This window comes from Chitinophaga agri, from assembly GCF_010093065.1.
In the GTDB taxonomy this organism is placed as follows: domain Bacteria; phylum Bacteroidota; class Bacteroidia; order Chitinophagales; family Chitinophagaceae; genus Chitinophaga; species Chitinophaga agri.
The window spans coordinates 4,836,841-4,857,638 of the sequence record NZ_CP048113.1 but is presented as its reverse complement, the minus strand read 5'-3'; the positions used below and the strand labels follow the sequence as shown (position 1 = coordinate 4,857,638).

At 47.9% G+C, this 20,798-nt stretch carries 15 protein-coding genes; 11 read left to right on the top strand and 4 right to left on the bottom strand.

Annotated elements, in window-relative coordinates:
- Window positions 1-17: 17 nt before the first annotated feature.
- The gene (gene gltB / locus GWR21_RS19290) at window positions 18-4,544 is read right to left on the bottom strand and encodes a glutamate synthase large subunit (protein ID WP_162333326.1); all 4,527 of its coding nucleotides are present in this window, start codon (window positions 4,542-4,544) and stop codon (window positions 18-20) included.
- A 932-nt stretch (window positions 4,545-5,476) separates the two neighbouring features.
- On the opposite strand from gltB, the gene GWR21_RS19285 reads away from it, so the two are divergent.
- Window positions 5,477-5,773, top strand: a complete 297-nt coding sequence (locus tag GWR21_RS19285; protein WP_162333325.1) for a hypothetical protein — start codon at window positions 5,477-5,479, stop codon at window positions 5,771-5,773.
- A gap of 80 nt (window positions 5,774-5,853) precedes the next feature.
- On the opposite strand, the gene GWR21_RS19280 is transcribed toward GWR21_RS19285, so the two are convergent.
- On the bottom strand, window positions 5,854-6,624 hold the full coding sequence (locus GWR21_RS19280; protein ID WP_162333324.1) for a DeoR/GlpR family DNA-binding transcription regulator: 771 nt from the start codon (window positions 6,622-6,624) through the stop codon (window positions 5,854-5,856).
- A 322-nt stretch (window positions 6,625-6,946) separates the two neighbouring features.
- Here GWR21_RS19280 and GWR21_RS19275 point away from each other — a divergent pair, with 322 nt between their 5' ends.
- From GWR21_RS19275 to pafA, 5 genes are all read left to right on the top strand, one after another.
- Entirely contained in the window at window positions 6,947-8,539 is a 1,593-nt protein-coding gene (locus tag GWR21_RS19275; RefSeq protein WP_162333323.1) for a glycerol-3-phosphate dehydrogenase/oxidase, read from the top strand.
- Between the two features lie 15 nt (window positions 8,540-8,554).
- Entirely contained in the window at window positions 8,555-10,096 is a 1,542-nt protein-coding gene (gene glpK / locus GWR21_RS19270; RefSeq protein ID WP_162333322.1) for a glycerol kinase GlpK, read from the top strand.
- Between the two features lie 78 nt (window positions 10,097-10,174).
- Window positions 10,175-10,903 carry an MIP/aquaporin family protein gene (locus GWR21_RS19265; RefSeq protein WP_162333321.1) on the top strand — a complete coding sequence of 243 codons (729 nt, stop codon included), beginning with the start codon at window positions 10,175-10,177 and terminating at the stop codon, window positions 10,901-10,903.
- 85 nt (window positions 10,904-10,988) lie between these two features.
- On the top strand, window positions 10,989-11,915 hold the full coding sequence (locus tag GWR21_RS19260; RefSeq protein WP_202928965.1) for a glycerophosphodiester phosphodiesterase family protein: 927 nt from the start codon (window positions 10,989-10,991) through the stop codon (window positions 11,913-11,915).
- Window positions 11,916-12,050: 135 nt separating this feature from the next.
- Window positions 12,051-13,688 carry an alkaline phosphatase PafA gene (gene pafA, locus GWR21_RS19255; RefSeq protein WP_162333320.1) on the top strand — a complete coding sequence of 546 codons (1,638 nt, stop codon included), beginning with the start codon at window positions 12,051-12,053 and terminating at the stop codon, window positions 13,686-13,688.
- A 171-nt stretch (window positions 13,689-13,859) separates the two neighbouring features.
- Here the strand turns inward: pafA and GWR21_RS19250 are convergent, their stop codons facing one another.
- Window positions 13,860-15,392, bottom strand: coding sequence for a glycoside hydrolase family 10 protein (locus GWR21_RS19250; protein ID WP_162333319.1), 1,533 nt, complete (start codon window positions 15,390-15,392; stop codon window positions 13,860-13,862).
- A 264-nt stretch (window positions 15,393-15,656) separates the two neighbouring features.
- Between GWR21_RS19250 and GWR21_RS19245 the strand changes: the two genes are divergently transcribed.
- The 4 genes from GWR21_RS19245 (at window position 15,657) to GWR21_RS19230 (ending at window position 19,218) form a co-directional block, all read left to right on the top strand.
- Window positions 15,657-16,253, top strand: a complete 597-nt coding sequence (locus GWR21_RS19245; RefSeq protein ID WP_162333318.1) for a NifU family protein — start codon at window positions 15,657-15,659, stop codon at window positions 16,251-16,253.
- 106 nt (window positions 16,254-16,359) lie between these two features.
- Entirely contained in the window at window positions 16,360-18,030 is a 1,671-nt protein-coding gene (locus GWR21_RS19240) for a PNGase F N-terminal domain-containing protein (protein ID WP_238429882.1), read from the top strand.
- A gap of 22 nt (window positions 18,031-18,052) precedes the next feature.
- A complete protein-coding gene (gene pnuC, locus GWR21_RS19235) occupies window positions 18,053-18,688 on the top strand; it encodes a nicotinamide riboside transporter PnuC (protein ID WP_162333317.1) in 636 nt (211 codons plus the stop codon).
- A gap of 8 nt (window positions 18,689-18,696) precedes the next feature.
- Window positions 18,697-19,218, top strand: coding sequence for an AAA family ATPase (locus GWR21_RS19230; protein WP_162333316.1), 522 nt, complete (start codon window positions 18,697-18,699; stop codon window positions 19,216-19,218).
- A gap of 63 nt (window positions 19,219-19,281) precedes the next feature.
- On the opposite strand, the gene mtgA is transcribed toward GWR21_RS19230, so the two are convergent.
- Entirely contained in the window at window positions 19,282-19,995 is a 714-nt protein-coding gene (mtgA, locus tag GWR21_RS19225) for a monofunctional biosynthetic peptidoglycan transglycosylase (protein WP_162333315.1), read from the bottom strand.
- A 108-nt stretch (window positions 19,996-20,103) separates the two neighbouring features.
- On the opposite strand from mtgA, the gene GWR21_RS19220 reads away from it, so the two are divergent.
- Entirely contained in the window at window positions 20,104-20,721 is a 618-nt protein-coding gene (locus GWR21_RS19220; protein ID WP_162333314.1) for an L-threonylcarbamoyladenylate synthase, read from the top strand.
- Window positions 20,722-20,798: the final 77 nt, after the last annotated feature.

Below are 20,798 nucleotides of genomic sequence, written 5' to 3'. Positions count from 1 at the left end.
GTGGTGTTAGAATAATACTACTTCTCTACTTTCTGTGCAGTCTTGCCCGCACTCAATACAGCCTTGTATTCTTTCGGGAATACTTTCACGAAGTGACGCAGCTGATTTTCCCAGTCTTTCAGTATGAACTTGGCCACGGTGCTGTTAGTGTAAGCATGATGCTTGGTAATGAGGTCCTGCAGTTCGGCTGCATCTTCCTGATCCAGCGGATCCAGGTCGATCATATCCGTATTACTGCGGCCTGCGAATAAACCTTTTACATCATATACATAAGCAATACCACCACTCATACCTGCACCGAAGTTGCGGCCTGTTTCACCCAGAATGACAGCCTTACCGCCGGTCATGTATTCACAACCGTGATCGCCTACGCCTTCTGTTACGATGGTAGCGCCGGAATTACGAACGCAGAAACGTTCACCTGCTTTACCACGGATATAAGCCTCTCCGGAAGTAGCACCATAGAAGGCAACGTTACCCGCTATGATATTTTCCTCTGCTTTAAAGCCGGCTTCAGGAGAAGGATACAGGATCAGTTTTGCACCTGAAAGTCCTTTACCGAAGTAGTCGTTCGCTTCTCCTTCCAGTTCCAGTGTCACACCTTTAGTGTTGAATGCACCGAAGCTCTGGCCGGCAGAACCTACGAACTTGTAGTGAATTGTATCTTCCGGAAGACCTTCTCCTGCATAAAGTTTGGATATTTCATTACTGAGGATGGTACCTACCGCTCTGTCTGTATTTCTCACAGGGAACTGCTGGAACACACGTGCTTTCTTTTCCAGTGCCGGCTGTGCTGCTTTCAGCAGTCTCCAGTCGATCACTTCGCTGATGCCGTGGTCCTGTTCTTCCTGTTTGAACAACCCTGTTTCTTCAGCAGCCGGTTCTTTATATAATATCGGAGACAGATCCAGAGATTTGTATTTCCAGTGTGTGATGTTTTCACGTAACTGGAGACTGTCTACCTGACCGACCATTTCATTTACTGTACGGAAACCAAGGTCCGCCATGATCTCACGCATTTCTTCTACAAGGAACTTGAAGAGGTTCACCACATGATCAGCATTACCTTCGAAGCGCTTGCGCAGTTCAGGATCCTGTGTGGCAACGCCTACGGGACATGTATTCAGGTGACACTTACGCATCATGATACAACCTTCTACTACCAGGGCAGCAGTTGCTACACCCCATTCTTCAGCACCCAGCAGGGTAGCGATCGCAATGTCACGACCTGTCTTCATCTGACCGTCAGCCTGTACTACTACACGGCTACGCAGCCTGTTCTTTACCAGCGTCTGATGTGTTTCAGCCAGACCCAGTTCCCATGGCAGACCCGCATGTTTGATAGAGCTGATCGGAGAGGCACCGGTACCGCCGTCATAACCAGCGATCAGTACTACATCCGCTTTTGCTTTAGCAACACCGGCAGCAATGGTACCAACGCCTGCTTTGGATACCAGTTTTACACTGATACGGGCAGCACGGTTAGCATTTTTCAGGTCGAAGATCAGCTGTGCAAGATCCTCAATAGAATAGATATCGTGATGCGGAGGAGGGGAAATCAGACCAACACCCGGAGTGGAGTGACGTACTTTAGCGATCCAGTCGTCTACTTTATGGCCAGGCAGCTGACCACCTTCACCAGGTTTGGCACCCTGTGCCATCTTGATCTGGAGTTCGTCCGCATTTGTGAGATAATTACTTGTTACACCGAAACGGGCACTTGCTACCTGTTTGATAGAAGAACGCATGCTGTCGCCGTTAGGCAGCAGTTCGTAACGCAGCTCGTCTTCACCACCCTCACCGGTATTGCTTTTCGCACCGATACGGTTCATGGCGATGGCCAGTGTGGAGTGTGCTTCGTGGGAGATAGAGCCAAAGCTCATCGCGCCGGTAGCAAAACGTTTCAGGATGCTTTCGGCAGATTCAACTTCACTTAGCGGCACAGAAGGACGGGTACGTTTGAAAGCGAAGAGGCTACGCAGGGTGGCAGCTTTTTCACTTTGATCGTTTACGGCTTTTGAGTACTTCTTGAATGTGTTGTAATCGCCCATACGGGTAGAATACTGCAGCAGGTGGATTGTGGTCGGATTGAACAGGTGGAACTCCCCTTTCCGCTTCCACTGATAGATACCACCAGTGGTCAGGCGCTGTACAGGCGTTTCCTTACGGCCATAACCCATCCAGTGTTTCGCCAGTGTTTCGCGGGCAATGTCATCCAGGCCCATACCCTGTATACGGGAAACGGCACCGGTGAAGTATTTGTCCACCACCTGACGGTTAATACCTAATATTTCAAATATCTGTGCTCCCTGATAAGACTGCAGGGTGGAGATACCCATTTTAGAGAATACTTTCAGCAGACCATCACATACTGACTTGATATAGTTCTTTTTCAGTTTATCTACATCCAGGTCAGTTTCCAGTTTATTGTTCAGCTTCATGTCGCGGATCGTGCTCAGCGCCAGGTACGGGTTAATAGCTGTTACGCCAAAGCCCAGCAGACAAGCAAAGTGATGCACTTCCCATACGTCGCCAGCTTCTACAATCAGACCAACCTGACCACGGTATCCTTTGCGGATAAGGTGGTGGTGTACTGCAGATGCTGCAAGCAGGGAAGGAATCGCCGCGTGTTCGGAGTCGATCGCCCTGTCGGACAGAATGATCACTTCGAAACCGTCTTCTACCGCATCTACCGCATAACGGCACAAACGCTGCAGCCCTTTTTCCATGGAGCCTGGTTTACCATCAGCCCGGAAATAAGTGTGCAGGGTCTTAGCCTGGAACAGGCCAGTGTCTATACTACGTACTTTTTCCAGTTCGAAGTTGGTCAGGATCGGATGACGAAGGGCAACACCATGACAGTGCAGCGGATCTTCATCAAGCAGGTTGCCGTTGTTACCTACATAGGTAGCCAGGGACATAACCAGCTTTTCACGGATCGGATCGATCGGTGGGTTGGTTACCTGGGCGAACAGCTGTTTGAAGTAGCTGGTCAGGTGCTGTGGCTGATCACTCAGGATCGCCAGCGGAGCATCTGTACCCATGGAGCCTATCGGTTCCTTACCATCCAGTGCCATTGGCGCGATGATGGTATTCAGGTCTTCGATAGAATAACCGAAAGCGCGCTGATATTTGAAGATCTGCTCGTGTTCCAGGTGGGTAAAAGTAACCCTTGGTTCAGGCAGTTCTTCCAGGCGGATCTTATATTTATTCAGCCACTCGCCGTAAGGTTGCTGAGAGCAGATAGTGCTTTTCAGTTCCTCATCACCGATGATACGGCCCTGTTCCATGTCCACGATGAACATTTTACCAGGCTGCAGGCGGCCTTTTTCTTTTACATTTTTAGGATCTATTGGCAGTACACCTGCTTCAGAAGCCATGATCACGCGGTCATCCTTAGTGATAACGAAGCGGGCAGGACGCAGACCGTTACGGTCCAGGGTACCACCGATGATCTTACCATCTGTGAAGGAGATACATGCCGGGCCATCCCATGGTTCCATGAGAGAGGCGTGGTATTCGTAGAAGGCCTTTTTCACCGGGTCCATGTCATCATTGCCATCCCATGCTTCAGGGATAAGCATCATCATAACATGTGGCAGGGAACGGCCGGAGAGCATCAGCAGTTCCACGACATTGTCAAGGCTGGCAGAGTCAGACTGACCTTCTTCCACAAGCGGCAGCAGCATGTCCATTTCTTCCTGGGAGAAGTATTTGGACACGAAGTCTTTTTCACCGGCACGTAACCAGTTCAGGTTACCTTTCAGCGTATTGATCTCACCATTGTGCGCAATATAGCGGTAAGGGTGAGCCAGGCGCCAGCTCGGGAATGTATTGGTCGCAAAACGGGAGTGGATCAGCGCGAACGCGGATACCATCTTCTCATCACTCAGGTCGGCATAATAATGACGTACCTGGTAAGTGGTCAGCTGACCTTTATATACGATCGTTTTTGTAGAAAGGGAGGGAATGTAGAAGAGCGCCTTCTCTTTTGGTACTGTGTTGCGCACCGTTTTAGAAACGTAGTTGCGCAGTACGAAGAGTTTGCGTTCGAAAACGTCATTGTCCGTAATATGATAGGGACAGGCTATAAATACCTGCTCAATTTCTGGTTCAACGGAAAGAGCGCCTTCACCGATGCCGTCCGGCCGCACAGGCACCTTACGGTAACCCAGAATTTCCAGACCCAGTTTTTCGGCCGCACGGTCCAGTATCTCACGACACTCTTCGCGCCAGCGAGGTTCCTTTGGAAAGAAAATCATACCTACACCGTACTTTCCAAATTCCGGGAGGCTAAAGCCTACTTTCAGGCATTCGTCGTACAGAAATTCATGTGGCAGCTGGATCAGGATACCAGCTCCATCACCTGTGTTCTGTTCGTAACCACATGCACCGCGATGTTCCATATTTTCCAACATGGTCAGCGCATCCCGGATGATCTGATGCGATTTACGGCCCTTAATATGGGCGGTAAAGCCCGTTCCGCATGCATCACTTTCAAATTCCGGGCGGTACAGTCCTTGCAATTGCTTCACTTCTTGCATTCGTTTAGATTTTTTTGACCTTGGCATACTTCCCCGCTTACTCCAGGCGGTTGTGGTACCGTAATTGTTTCGGGAACGGTATAAAGATACTAAAGGAAGCCGGTATTTTTTAAGAAAGTTTTTGTATAACCCCGAAAATTTAGAAAAGATTAAAAAAGTATAGGTATTCGTTAGAATTAAATAAGGAGCAGGGTGATATGGGCCCTTTTTAGGGTATTGCCAGCGGATCTTGACTTATAAAAATGTTTAATGTGTTGGGTGCGCGCAAAGATTGTAATTAGGAGTCATCCATATGGAATTAGGAGATCCAGACAGTAAGTGACTGATCGTTAATCATATGAACGGGCGGATATGTAGCCTGACGTGGTAAAAGCCGGGTAGATAAGCGGTAAAATAGTCGTTGCTTGTATAGCGCTTGTTCGTCGCTTGTTCGTCGCTTGTTCGTCCAAACGATAAAAAAGGACCGATAGGGGGCATTCAGGACAAAAAGGCCTAGTTGTGACCATCGGGAGCACCCCGGTTGCCGGGAACGTTGCCAATGGGCTAAAAACAGGGTCAAACACGATATGTATACCGGCAGCCCACCAGGTTATTTATCTGACTGTCCGCAGTTGGATGTGTGTTTTTAATAGTGTTTAGATTCGGTTTAGTATTAGTAAGGTAAGCTTTCTCTTACGTTTCTCTTACGTTTTAAAACGTAGGAGAAACGTAAGAGAAAGCTTACCTTACTAATACTAAAAGCATACTAAAAGCCACCCAATACCACGCTAAGTCGCTAAATACGCGAGTGGCCGGAATGCCCTGATCCGAAAGAAAATGAAAAGCCGGCGATGTTGTATCTGTGGGATCAAATAATTATGTAGTTTGTCAGGACAACAACATCCCTGGTTATACCCGGAATTAACATAATCATTATCAGACCCAATCCCGACATGAAAAAGCTGTTATTACCCACCCTCCTGCTTATGACCGCCTGCATTAAAGAGGACGTCAGGCCCGATTATTCGCCAAAAGTATACTGCTATGTCTGTACAAGCCACATTGACAGCCTGTTTGACAATGGCAAGACCGGCCGCGACACAATAGTCCGGACCATTTGTGATACAGAGGCATTTATCGTCGCCTATCTTGACCATTTTCATAAGGCCACCGGCAGGAACCACGTCATAGCAGGGAAGGATACATTGTTATTTACCTATAAGATCAGTACAAACTGTTTGCGTAGATAGGTAATCGCTATTACCGGTGTGAGTAGTTAATCTGAAAATGAAAAGGGGAAGACGCCTGTCCTCCCCTTCCAAGTAATATTTTATACGATCGTGACATTAATGCCCATCTCTTCCAGTGCCTTGACCACATGTCCTGATATACCACTGTCTGTGATAATCTCATCTACATCTTCCAGGTCGCAGATCTTTCCAAAACCGCGACGGCCAAATTTAGAAGAATCGGCCAGTACGATCGTCTTTTGTGCAGCCGTCACCATACGTGCATTCAGCTGTGCTTCCATCAGATTGGTAGTCGTCAGTCCGAATTCAATATCAATACCTTCCAGCCCTAAGAATAATTTGGAGCAGGAAAAGTCGGCCAGTATACGCTCAGCATAAGTGCCTGTTACTGAAGAAGAACTGTTTCTCACAATTCCTCCCAGCTGTAATACCTCTATCTCCTGGTGTCTCAGTAACTCCTGTGCCACATTCAGCGCCGGGGTGATCACCGTAAGATGGCCTCTCGGATGTATGTTCCTCGCCAGCGCCAGTGCTGTTGTGCCAGATGATATGATAATCGCGTCATTTGGTGCAATCATTGCAGCAGCAGCTACCGCGATATTGTTCTTCTCTTCACGGCGTAGCTTCTCCTTTTCATTAACCGGTTTATCATTAATGTACGGATTGTTCACTGTTGCCCCTCCGTGAGAACGGAATAACAGGGATTTGTCTTCGAGTAGCTTTAGGTCTTTACGTATGGTAACACCGGAAACATCCAGTTCTTTGCAAAGATCCACCACATTCACATACCCCTTCTCAGACAACCGGTCAAGAATGTATTTGTGTCTCTCTGCAATATTGATCATTGACATATGCGAAATAAAATTAGCAGTTGTAGAAAAAAGCAAAAGATGTTAAAATCAGATTTGGAATAAATACGCTTATGCCTTCTTCCAATTCGTTACAAAATTACTTTCATGTTGTTGAATTAAACACATCGTATCAGAAAAAATATTTAGTAAAAAGTGAAGAATATCATGTATAAATGCTCGTTTATGCATTAACTTACTGAAAAGGAAGGAACAAAACATTTATTTTCGGCTAACGGGACGGCCAGCGCCCGGTATGTTTTTTTCATATATGGATGAAATAAACTGAAACGAATTAAAAGAAAATTAAAGCATTTTCCTCACTATGAACAGGTTAACCTTTAAGCAACAGATAGGCAATACGGCATCAGTCGTTTGGGATATTATTGTCATCGGCGGTGGTGCGACCGGACTCGGGGTAGCTATGGATGCCGCCCAGAGAGGTTACCGCACACTGTTACTCGAACAGTCAGACTTTGCAAAAGGTACCTCCAGCCGCAGCACTAAACTCGTACATGGGGGCGTGCGGTATCTCGCCCAGGGAGATGTGGGCCTTGTGAAAGAGGCTTTGCACGAAAGAGGGTTGCTGCTGGCCAACGCGCCTCACCTGGCACATGATCAGGAGTTTATTATTCCATACTATAAATGGTGGCAGGGCCCGTTCTACGGTATCGGTCTTAAAGTATATGACCTCCTTTCCGGAAGGCTTAGCCTCGGCCCGTCAAAAGTCATTGGCCGTAACGCTGTTATCAAAGCGTTGCCGGCTATACGCAGAGATAAACTGAAAGGTGGTATTGTCTATCACGACGGACAGTTTGATGATGCCCGCCTGGCGATCAACATCGCACAAACGGCGGCAGAACAGGGCGCTGTACTGCTTAATTATTTTAAAGTCATTGGGTTAGATAAAGACAACGCAGGTAAGATCGCAGGTGTACATGCCCAGGATGAAGAAACGGGGGAAAGATATCAGCTCAGCGCCAGGTCTGTGATCAATGCAACAGGGGTTTTTGCAGATGAAGTGTTACAGATGGACGAGCCAGGCGCCCGGCCAACGATCCGCCCCAGTCAGGGTGTCCACATCGTGCTGGATGCCTCTTTTCTGGACAGTACCAGCGCATTAATGATTCCTAAAACGGCCGATGGCAGAGTGCTATTTGCACTCCCCTGGCATGGGAAGGTACTGGTGGGTACGACGGATACGCCACTCAATGCACATAGTCTGGAACCGCAGGCGCTGGAGGCAGAGATCAGTTTTATATTGGAGACGGCCGCAGGATACCTGATAAAGGCACCTACCCGTGCGGATGTTCTGAGCGTGTATGCAGGTCTTCGCCCGCTGGCCGCTCCTCAGAAAGAAACAGACAGCACCAAGGAAATATCGCGCAGTCATAAGATCATCATTGCTGATTCCGGATTGATCACCATTACCGGTGGTAAATGGACTACCTTCCGTAAAATGGCAGAAGACACCGTGGATACAGCAATTACGACCGGTGGACTGCCCGCTGTACCCTGTGGTACTGAGACCCTGCACATACATGGCTATACGACTGCTATCAGTATGGCTCCTCTGGATGTCTATGGCAGTGATGCTGTTGAAATAACCGAATTGATAGAAGCCCGGCCGGAACTGAAAGCACAGCTCCACTCCAGACTGCCTTACATAAAAGCACAGGTGATCTGGGCCGTTGAGCATGAAATGGCCAGGACAGTGGATGATGTGCTGTCCCGCAGATTACGGGCATTATTACTCGACGCACATGCCGCTATTGACATGGCCCCGGAGGTAGCCGCTATCATGGCTGCCGAACTGGGAAAGGATAAAGACTGGGAGCAGGAACAGGTGAAAATCTTTGCAGCCATAGCCGCACATTACCTGTTACCTGTATCAGTACCTGTTAATAACCAGCAATAAATTTCACGATCAGTTATGAAGGAAAAGGAAACAACCGGATACATCCTCGCACTCGACCAGGGTACTACCAGCTCCAGAGCGATCATATTTGACAAAGCAGGTACGATCGTATCCCTTGCACAAAAAGAGTTTCGTCAGATCTTCCCACAACCGGGATGGGTGGAGCATGATGCCAATGAGATCTGGTCCAGCCAGCTGGGAGTCGCGGCAGAAGCCGTAGCCAAAGCCGGCCTGCGGGGAACGGACATTGTAGCCATAGGTATTACCAATCAACGGGAAACAACCGTCGTATGGGACCGCCACACCGGAAAGCCGGTTCATCATGCCATCGTATGGCAGGACCGCCGTACGGCCGCTTATTGCGACGAGCTCAAAGCAGCTGGTCATGAACAGCTGATCCGTGAAAAAACAGGACTGGTCATTGACGCCTATTTCTCGGCTACGAAAGTAAAATGGATACTTGATAATGTGGAAGGTGCGCGCGAAAGAGCGGCCAAAGGGCTACTGGCATTTGGTACGGTGGATGCCTGGCTTGTATGGAACCTGACAGAAGGAAAGACGCATGCGACGGACATCACCAATGCATCCCGTACCATGTTATTTAATATACATACACAGCAGTGGGATGAAGAACTGCTCTCACTGTTCGATATTCCGGCAGGTATGTTGCCGGAAGTAAAGCAGTCCAGTGAGCTGATCAGTCATACTACCTCTGCTATTTTCTCTTCAACGATCCCTATTGCCGGTATTGCGGGCGACCAGCATGCCGCCTTATTCGGGCAGATGTGTACTGCGCCGGGAATGGTGAAGAACACCTACGGCACCGGCTGTTTCATGCTGATGAACATCGGGGAACAGCCGATCATTTCGCAGAATAACCTGGTAACCACAATTGCCTGGAAGATAAATGGCAAGGTAGAATACGCGCTGGAAGGCAGCATCTTTATTGCCGGTGCGGTTGTGCAATGGCTGAGAGATGGTCTGGGGATCATCCGCTCATCTTCCGAAGTGGAGGGACTGGCTAAGAAAGTAGTACATAATGATGGTGTGTATCTGGTGCCGGCTTTCGCCGGACTGGGGGCGCCTCACTGGGACCAGCATGCGAGAGGTACACTCGTGGGAATGACAAGGGGTACAACATCTGCACATATTGCCAGGGCCGCCCTGGAGAGCATTGCCTATCAAACCATGGATGTATTACAGGCCATGGAGGCGGATGCGGGTATCAGTATCAAAGAGTTGCGGGTGGACGGCGGGGCCACTAACAATAATCTGCTGATGCAGTTCCAGGCTGATATTCTCAATACACAGGTGGTACGCCCTAAAGTGACGGAAACAACTGCAATGGGCGCGGCTTATCTGGCAGGGTTAGCCACTGGCTTCTGGAAAGACCAGGAGGAGATCGCCCGTCAATGGCAGGTAGACCACTCTTTTACACCTGCTGGGAAAGATGAAGATGTGCGTAAATGGGTACGCGGATGGGGCAATGCTGTAAAGGCAGTAAAAGCCTGGACGAAGTTTTCCGCACAGGAAGAAGATGCTGCTGTTACAAAGTAATATTTCACGTAAACGCTGGTGCGGGAATCGTTCCATGTCACACAGCACCAATGACTAACTGATAAAATTCATTCTTCGATGCATCCCTTAATAGCAGAGTTTCTGGGCACCATGCTGATGATATTGCTCGGCAATGGTGTGGTTGCTAATGTGATCCTTAATAAAACAAAAGGTCATGGTGGCGGCTGGATCGTAATTACGACCGGCTGGGCACTGGCTGTATTTGTCGGTGTGGTGGTAGCAGGCCCCTACAGCGGCGCACACCTTAATCCGGCAGTGACGCTGGCACTAACTTTAGCCGGCAGGTTTGAATGGGCACAGTTGCCGTTATTTGCCGGAGCACAGTTACTGGGTGCTATGGCTGGCTCACTGCTGGTATGGATACATTATAAAGATCACCTGGATGATACAGCAGATCCGGGATTGATACAGGCCTGTTACTGTACGGCCCCGGCTATCCGTAATAATGCCCGTAACCTGACCAGTGAGATTGTCGGTACCTTTGTATTGTTGTTCACTATTTTCTATATCGTTTCGAACGGGGAGTTTGGTAAGGAGAAAACACCCATAGGCATGGGCTCCCTGGGCGCGGTGCCGGTGTCTCTGCTGGTATTGGCCATCGGCCTTTCACTGGGAGGAACAACGGGATATGCGATTAATCCGGTGAGAGACCTTGGCCCCCGTATCATGCATGCTATTCTGCCTGTGAAGGGAAAAGGCGGTAATGGCTGGGATTATGCCTGGATACCTGTACTGGGTCCACTAGCAGGGGCTGCCATCGCAGCAGGCGTATTTCTCTGCATGTAATCCCATTAATTAATAATGAGTTAACATGCCTGGTCCCGTAAAGAAATGCGCGAGTATTACTTTAACAGCCGGAAAACGTTAGACGATGAAACCTTTACAACAAGCCATGCTGGCGGCAGGACTGCTGCTCGCCACAACAGGTATGAATGCCTGTAAATCTACGAAACCCATGACAGCACACCAGTTGCCATCATTTTACAAGGTAGGGCACCGCGGTACCCGTGGACTGATGCCGGAGAATACGATTCCTTCCATGATCAAAGCCATTGAGACAGGTGCAAACACGATCGAGTTTGATGTGCATATCACAAAAGACGGACAGGTGGTCGTATATCATGACGCCTCCTTCAATCCTGCTTATACAACCATGCCAGATGGCGCAGAAATACCGACTGCTTCCAGGGCAGACTATACCTTCTATAAGATGGACTATAGCCGCATCCGCCAGTTTGTGATCGGTGAAAAGCCATATCCTGAGTTCCCTCAGCAGCAGCGCATTAAATCCTATGCTCCTCTCCTGTCAGAGATGATTGATTCCGTAGAGACATATACTAAGGCGCATCACCTGGCACCGGTATTTTATTTACTGGAAATCAAGTCTTCCGCTAAAACAGATGGTACAGAACAACCCGCGCCGGAAGAATATATTGACAAACTGATGGCGGTGAAGAACATGCTGCCACTCGGTAACCGCCTGATTATACAGTCTTTTGACGCCCGGCCCCTGCAGGTGCTGCATCGCAGATATCCTGCTGTCACACTGGGTTTCCTGACATATGATAAGGAAGTGAACCCGGCTAAACAACTGGACCTGCTCGGATTCACTCCACAGTTCTATAATCCGTTTTACCAGTTCACAACACCTGCGTTATTAACGTTGTGCCATAGCCGGAAGATCCAGGTTGTTCCATGGACGGTACAGGAGGCAGCAGAGATGAAGAAGCTTAAGGAAATGGGCGTAGATGGTATTATCTCTGATTATCCGGTGCGGTTTGCGGAAGCAGGATTCTAAGGAGTCCTTATCCATTTATATCTCCGTTGGTAACATTTATATAATCATAAGTTTAAAAGGATAGATAATTTGACAACCTTAAGTAACCAAAGGCGTTAATAGTCACGGGTCTTATCACTGTTGAAATTATCTATCATGAGAAGAATTTGCAAATTATTGTCTGCGCTGGCGCTTACCGGCGCCATGCTGCAGGCAGGCGTTCTCCGGGCACAAAAACCGGTAGATCGTCCGAAACTGGTAGTCGGGATTGTTGTTGATCAGATGCGTTGGGACTATCTGTACCGCTATTATGACCGATACGAGGCAGGCGGATTCAAAAGAATGCTGGGAGAAGGTTTCTCCTGCGAAAACGCTTTCATTACTCACTTACCTTCTTTTACAGCTGTAGGACATAGTACTATTTACACGGGTTCGGTGCCTGCTATTCATGGTATTACCGGCAATGACTGGACAGACCAGGTAACCGGCCGTCACTGGTATTGTACAGAAGATACTACCGTACAGCCTATCGGTACTACGACAGATGCGGGTAAAATGTCGCCTCGTAACCTGCTGGCTTCTACGATCACGGACGAGTTAAAACTGGCGACCAACTTCCGTTCCAAAGTGGTAGGTGTATCGCTGAAAGACAGGGCCTCTATCCTGCCTGCCGGCCATATCGCCGATGGTGCTTTCTGGCTGGATGACAGTAATGCCAGTTTTGTGACCAGTTCCTTTTATATGCAGGACCTGCCGGAATGGGTGAAAACTTTTAACGCGCGTCAGCTGCCGGCTGCAATGATGTCCAAACCCTGGAACCCGCTCTACCCGATCAGCACCTATGTGCAGAGCACCGCGGATGATATGAGCTGGGAAGGTACATTCGGGGGAGAGAAAACGGCTACATTCCCACACAACATGCAGGATATTTACCCGAATGACAAGGGTAGCCTGCGTACCACGCCTTCCGGAAACACCCTGACACTGGAATTTGCCAAAGCAGCGATCGATGGATATAAGATGGGTACCGGCAATGTGACAGACTTTTTAACGATCAACTGTGCTTCAACAGATTATGTTGGACATAAATATGGTCCTAACTCCATAGAGGTAGAAGATACTTACCTGCGTCTTGACAAAGACCTGTCTGCATTCTTCCGCTATCTGGACCAGCGTGTAGGTAAGGGCAATTACCTGGTGTTCCTCTCTGCCGACCATGGTGCGGCTCATTCAGTCGGTTTTATGAAAGAACATCAGATACCTGCAGGATTACCAGACGGTAAAATGCTTTCCGGCCTGAATGCATGGCTGAAAGAACGTTTCGGTGCAGATAAGCTGGCCCTGACAGGAGAAAACTATCATATAGGTTTTGATCTGAAAAGCATCGAAGCACAGAAATTGGATTTTGATGCGATTAAGAAGGCTACCGTACAATTCCTTCAGAAATTACCAGGCGTTGAGTTTGCGGCAGACATGGATAACCTGGGGAATAGCCCGCTGCCTGAGCCTATAAAGTCTATGGCTGCTAATGGATATAACCCCAAGCGCTGCGGATCAGTGATCATCATTCCTGAACCAGGCTGGTATTCCGGCTCATCCAAAGGCACGACACATGGTAACTGGAACCCATATGATACCCATTTACCACTTGTATTTATGGGCTGGCATGTGAAACATGGTTATACAAATGACGTGGTAAGCATGGCTGACATTGCACCCACTATTGCTGCAATGCTGCGTATACAGATGCCGAACGGTGCTGTAGGTAAACCGGTGCAGGCAGTATATAAGTAATTAATTAGGAATTAGAAATTGAAATGTAGCGGAGATTGGGATCGATGGATGAAAAAAGAAAGGGGGCTCTATTTAATAGAAGCCCCCTTTCTTTTAATATTAATATCGTATTTCTTCTTTGAGTAAGAATATTTTAGCAATAATCCCAGTTCCTAATGCTTAATGGATTTTCTACGGTTCAGGATCAATAATGAACTGGGTCTTTTTGCCTGAGAAACGCATATACAAGGGATCGCTGGCCCAGCTTTCCGTCTGCATCCTGTTCAGGGCAGTCACAACATATGTGTACAGCCTGCCTTTTACATAAGAGAGATCTACATATTGTGGTTCCGACTGTTGCTGTACGATCGCCAGTATTTTAGTCGGATCACCCAGGTTAATAGACTCATTGGCATCGAAGCGGTACAGCACATATTGCTGCGTACGCCCGGATGTATCCTGGTCAGCCCAGTGCAGATGCAATCCATCTGTGCGTTCAAACGCATCCACGAAGTAGGGCGGAAATGGCGATGGCATGTTGATCCAGGGCATTGCTGGTCTGAGTGCGGGGTAACGGTAAAAGTGGTTGCGGAGACTGTCTTCAATGCCTAAAGGATTACCATTGAAGGACTTGGCGCTGTAAAAGGCGCTGCCGTGTATAGTGTTGAGTGTACGTACCTCGGTGATCTGTACAGGCAGTTCGTTGGGAATACTCCAGGCAGCATTACTTTTAAGGCGGTATACACCATGGCCGATGTAGACATTGCGACCATACCCATGCTGGGCCCACCAGTTCAGCAGCAACTCATAATTGGCTACACGATGGCCCCGCTCCCAGTAGAGCTGTGGCGCGACATAATCTATCCAGCCGTTTTTGAGCCATTTGAGTACATCAGCATAGAGGTCGTCGTAGTTGGACAGACCTGAAGAGTAAGAACCTTCAGGGTCTTTATTCTTATTACGCCAGATGCCGAACGGACTGATACCGAATTTTACCCAGGGTTTTTCTTCCTTGATCATTTTACCTACCATCTGGATGATCGTGTCTACATTCCAGCGGCGCCAGTCGTCTTTCATCATGTTGCGACCATACTGGCGGTAGGAGTTGTTGTCGCCAAATTCTTTTCCCGGAACCGGGTAAGGATAGAAATAGTCATCAAAATGTACAGCGTCAATATCATAGCGGCGTACTACGTCACGGATGATATTGGTCACATATTCACGGACCTCCGGAATGCCCGGGTCGAAGTATTTTTTACCATCAAACGTTACGAACCACTGAGGACGCATGCGGGTGATGTGGTTGGACGTTGTATTGCGAATAGCGGCGCGGTAAGGATTGAACCATGCATGAAATTCCATTCCTCTTTTATGCGTCTCTTCCAGCATAAAACGAAGCGGATCATAATAAGGGTTGGGCGCTTGTCCCTGGGTACCGGTGATGTATTCGGACCAGGGCTCGAAAGGAGAATCGTAGAAAGCATCGGCGACCGGGCGTATCTGTACGATCACCGCGTTCATACCATTGCGTTGCTGTTTATCAAGTAGATTAATAAATTCCTGTTTCTGTGTTTCCACTGGCAGGCCCCTTCGGGAGGGCCAGTCAATGTTTTCTACCGTGGCGATCCATACTGCACGAAATTCCCGTTTAGGCGGCAGTTGTGCAAGTGCCTGACCGAAGATGCCCGTCAGTAGCAGCGCAACTCCCAATAAATACTTCAACATTCTACTAATTGTAGGTTAAGACCTGAAAACTGCGAAAATAACAAAACGAATCATTCCACCAATCCGTTATACGGAAGGTTGATTATGAAGTTGGTTATGCAGCACAAACGGTGCCGGAAATAAGGAGAAAACAGTGTTAAATGACATGTGATGCAAAATTTATCTATATCCGCATTGTAAAATTCGATGGGTATTACGGTTGATTCCACTGGGTATGTGAGCGAAAGTTGCTACCTTTGTCCCATCATAAAAGTTTAGTGTACTATGATCAAAACAGGCAATCCCATAATCAGTATATATACAGAAATGACGCCCAATCCGGAGACAATGAAGTTTGTAGCTAACAAACTGTTGTACCCTGGTAAGCACATCGATTTCCCTGATGAGGCGAGCGCTAAGCCATCTCCATTGGCTGTTGAGTTGTTCAGCTTCCCGTTTATCAGAGGAGTTTTTATCATGGCGAACTTCATTACACTCACGAAGACGCCAGACACTGATTGGAACGATATTATACCTACTATTAAAGCCTTCCTGAAGGAATACCTGGAAGATAACCGTCCTGTTGTTAACGAAGAGGAAATAGTGGTTACAAAAGCAGCTGCCACCAATGAAGTAAGTGCAGATGATACCGATGTTGTAAAACGTATCAAGGAATTACTTGAGAACTACGTAAAGCCAGCGGTAGAAATGGATGGTGGTGCAATTCAGTTTAAAGATTACGACGACGGTACTGTGACGTTGATGCTGCAGGGGTCCTGTTCAGGCTGCCCATCTTCTATGATCACGCTGAAAGCCGGTATTGAAGGCATGATGAAGCGTATGATTCCAGAAGTGAAAGAAGTAGTGGCAGAAGCAGAATAAGCCATAGTTGAGAGAATGATAGTGTTAAAAAAGAGCGCAGTCTTTTGACTGTGCTTTTTTTATTTATACCAGTATCTTTAGCCATAAATAGGATACACTTATACTTATGAAGAAAATGTCATTCGTGTGGATGACCCTGCTTGTCGCAGGGAGCGCATTCGCACAGTCGAAAGGAACAAAGGCCGGTGCCGAGGTCACATATGGATTCAGGTACAATGGAAAAGAAGTGCCTGATGGGAATATTAAGCTGATCATCAGCGGAGATAAAGCCCGTTTTGCACCTGTTGATCCCGTCGCACAGAAAGAACTGCAGCTGCTGGACCAGAAAGGAAAGGTAACCTACCAGCAGATCAAAGACAAGGAAGGCCATCTGCTCACATTTAAGAAGCCATTCGCTGAATATGATCAGCCGGAACTGATACCGGGTACAGACACTATACTGGGATATCCCTGTAAGAAGGCCAAAATGAGGGTTCGCTCCAATAGCATTGAGATCTGGTACACAGATGCACTACCGGTAAAAGGAACACCGATTCAGGGTTATGCGCCTGGTCTGGGACTGATACTCAGAACGGTACGTAACGGTACTGCCGAATATATTGCGACAAAAGTAGATCTGCATACTATAAAAGACACTGAATTACAATGGCCTGCATCTATGGGCCAGCTGGTGGACGACGCCACTTACCTGCGCCAGGTAATTGAAAACAGATTCACCACTATTCCAATTTTCACTGATGAGCAGATCAGCTGGGGCAATGAACACCATGATCCGGCCGATGATCAGGAGAATGTGACCTACCACTATGCGGGAGGTACTGTGATCCTGAAGAAGGTGAAGCTGCCTAAACTGCCAGTCGGCACCCTGTTTGCCGAAGTAGCAGCATTTTCCAACGGAGATTCCTATGACCGCACAGGTGCTGTATTTATGATTCCGATGGATAAAAAGCAGTCATTCCTGGACGGATTAAAAAACGGTGTAAATGCGCTACCGGCTTATCATGAGAAGTACCGTGGGGTTATAGCTACGGACAGCTACCTGCCTACTTTGGAACTGATGCGCTTTTTCACGCCTTTCGGCATCAGTGAATACAACAAAAAAGTGAAGATCAAAGGTTATCAGTGGGCTGATTCTGCCGTATACCGTCAGGACATCACAGAATTACAACCACGTCTGGAAGGGGACGTCTGGATAGGTGTATTTGTGGGTAACTATGATAAAGGAGGACACAAGGTGAGTCTGCGACTGAAGTATTATCCGGCGGACAATGACCAGGATACTACCACTAAAAAGCACTGGATCATGCCGATCTTCAACTCCACTAACCTGATGGAAATGGCGGGTCAGGAATATGGTACCATGTTCGGAAAGGATTCGCTGGCAGTGACCGTAAATGTCCCTGCAGGCCTGAAAAACCTGCGGCTGCGTTATACCACTACCGGCCATGGCGGCTGGGGTGGCGGAGATGAGTTCAATAAGAAGCTGAATGAGATCTTTGTCGACGGGCAGCGGGTATATCACTTCATTCCCTGGAGAACAGACTGTGGAAACTTCCGCTTACTGAATCCGGCAACAGGTAACTTCATCAATGGTCTCTCCTCTTCTGACCTGAGCAGGTCCAACTGGTGTCCGGGTGGTGTAACTGAACCGGTTACCATACCTTTGCCTGATCTCACGCCGGGACTGCATACATTTAAAGTGGCTATTCCATTAGGAGAAAGAGAAGGCGGCAGCTTCAGTGCCTGGAACGTAGCTGGATGTTTAATAGCTGAATAATTAAGCAGTATAATCTTTCGAAATGATTTTTGACACGCTATATCAGGGTTTGCAGGAAGGAATAAAAGCGATGAGTTGGCTGGAAATAGTGGCAGCGCTATTTGGTGCCATCAGTGTGCTCTTCAGCAAACAGAACAGCATCTGGCTGTACCCGACCGGTCTGGTGAGCACGGGTATTTATGCCTACCTGTTATCGAGGGCGGAGTTCATGTTATATGCAGAAGCGACGCTGAATATCTATTATTTCATCATGAGTGCCTATGGCTGGTATCACTGGGCCAAAAAAGGAGCAGATGGTCCTGAAACCCCGGTGACCAGAGCGAATGGTAAAGACTGGTTGATAACAGGGCTTATCACGGTCGTCGGCTGGGGAGTGTTCGCTTATCTGCTCACTACCTATTCCAAATCGGATGTTGCTGTGGTGGATGGATTTGTGTCTGCTACCGCCTGTGCCGGCATGTGGCTACTGGCAAAGAGAAAGATTGAAAACTGGCTGGTACTGAACGTTTCTAACCTGGTGGCAATACCCCTGTTATTTCACAAGCACCTGTTACCAACAGCCGTACTGACCATTTTCCTGTTTATAGTTGCCATACTGGGATATTTCAGCTGGATGAAGATCTGGCGGGAACAACAAGCTGCAGGACTGGCAAAGTAAATTATCATATGTTGAGAGTCGTTGTTATAGGCCCGGAGTCGACCGGAAAGAGTACATTAAGTGAGCAGCTGGCCACACATTTTAAAACGATGTGGGTACCTGAATATGCCCGGCAGTACCTGGAGGAATTGCCCAGGCCTTATGAACAACACGACCTCACGCTGATGGCTGAGGGGCAGCTGGCGTTAGAGGACCGGCTGGCCACACAGGCTAACCGCCTGCTGATCTGTGATACAGACCTGCATGTCATTAAGGTATGGAGCGAACATAAATACGGTAATTGTGATCCGGTCATTCTGCAACACATTGCCGCCCGGCACTATGATCTGTATCTGCTGACCTATATTGACCTTCCGTGGGTCGAAGACCCACAACGTGAGCATCCCGACCCGGAGATGCGTGAATATTTTTACAATATCTACCGTGAACTGGTGATTGCGTCAGGAGTACCATGGGTCGAGATCAGGGGCGGTTTCGAAGAAAGGCAGACAAGTGCCATAGCCGCCATTGACAGGTTATTACGGCAATGACTATTATAAGAAAGAAGGGGTACCAATCGCATTGGTACCCCTTCTTTCTTATAATAGTCGTTGCTATTCACCCCTTACCAGTTCCGATATATCCGGATCGGGAGCGATAAAACGCATCTGTTGTAATATCTTACGCTGACGATAGGAAGTAGTTCGTGCAGGTGGTACTACCGTGTACTTAACGGGGTTTGGCAGGCAGGCAGCGATCATGGCCGCCTGTTCGCGGTTCAGACTGGCGGCTCCCTTGTGATAATATTGCTGCGCAGCGGCTTCTATACCGAAAATGCCATCTCCCATCTGTGCCACATTGAGGTACATTTCCAGGATACGCTCCTTGCCCCAGATCTTCTCAATCATAAATGTGAAGTAGACCTCGAGCCCCTTCCGTACCCAACTACGCCCCTGCCACAGGAAAACGTTTTTTGCTACCTGCTGACTGATGGTGCTGGCGCCTCTGATCTTTTTACTTTTCTGATTATGCTTCATCGCTTTTTCGATGGACTTGAAGTCGAAGCCATTATGATCAGGAAAGAGTTGGTCCTCACTAGCCAGTACCGCCAGTTTGGCATGTTGGGATATCTCGTCGTAATTGACCCAGGTTTTATGAAAGTGCTTATCCGTTCCCATCAGACTAAACCAGCTGGATATCATGGTTAGCGTAATGGGCGGATTGATCCACTTTAAGATAATGATGTAAACAAATTGTGCTATAAACAGAATAAGTGCAATCCTTTTTAGCCTTCTCCATGTTCTCGGAACAATCCCCTTTGTATTCATCCGATTGGTTTTTCAAATTGGTCCGAAAGATAGTAAGATTATTTAATGTGCAACAGCTGTTGGCCTGGAAATTGGGGCGCTTCCGCAGTAGTTTCGTAAATTCGTATTATGCTCTTAACAGTACATCCGGACAATCCGAATCCGCGACATCTAAAGACAATCACTGAGTGTCTGAAAGACGGAGGTGTGATTATCTATCCTACCGATACCGTGTATGGTATGGGGTGCGATATTTGTCAGACCAAAGCAGTGGAACGGATCTGTCGTATCAAACATATTAACCCGGCCAAAGCCCAGTTCTCATTCGTATGTTATGACCTCAGCCATTTATCGGACTATGCGAAAAGTGTGGATACGCCCATTTTCCGTATGCTGAAAAAGGCATTGCCTGGACCATATACTTTTATTCTGCCAGCCAGCCGGGCTGTTCCCCGTTTGCTGAAACAGAAGAAGGATACGGTTGGTATACGCATCCCCGATAATAACATCGCCCGGACGATCGTCAAAGAACTTGGTAACCCGGTGATGAGTACCTCCCTTCCTATTGAAGAATACGTAGAGGAATACACAGACCCTGAGATCATACATGAGAAATTTGGCAACATCGTAGACATTGTGGTAGATGGCGGGATTGGCGGGATGGCCTTTTCCACTGTTGTAGATTGTACAGGCGATGAACCGGAACTGATCAGGGAAGGCGCAGGTAGCTGGGAGGCCCTTGTATAAAAGATGATCATGCGTTTAAAAATAAATTGAATATGAGAAGAGCGGCTATTATAGCAGGTTTATTGCTAATTGCTTGC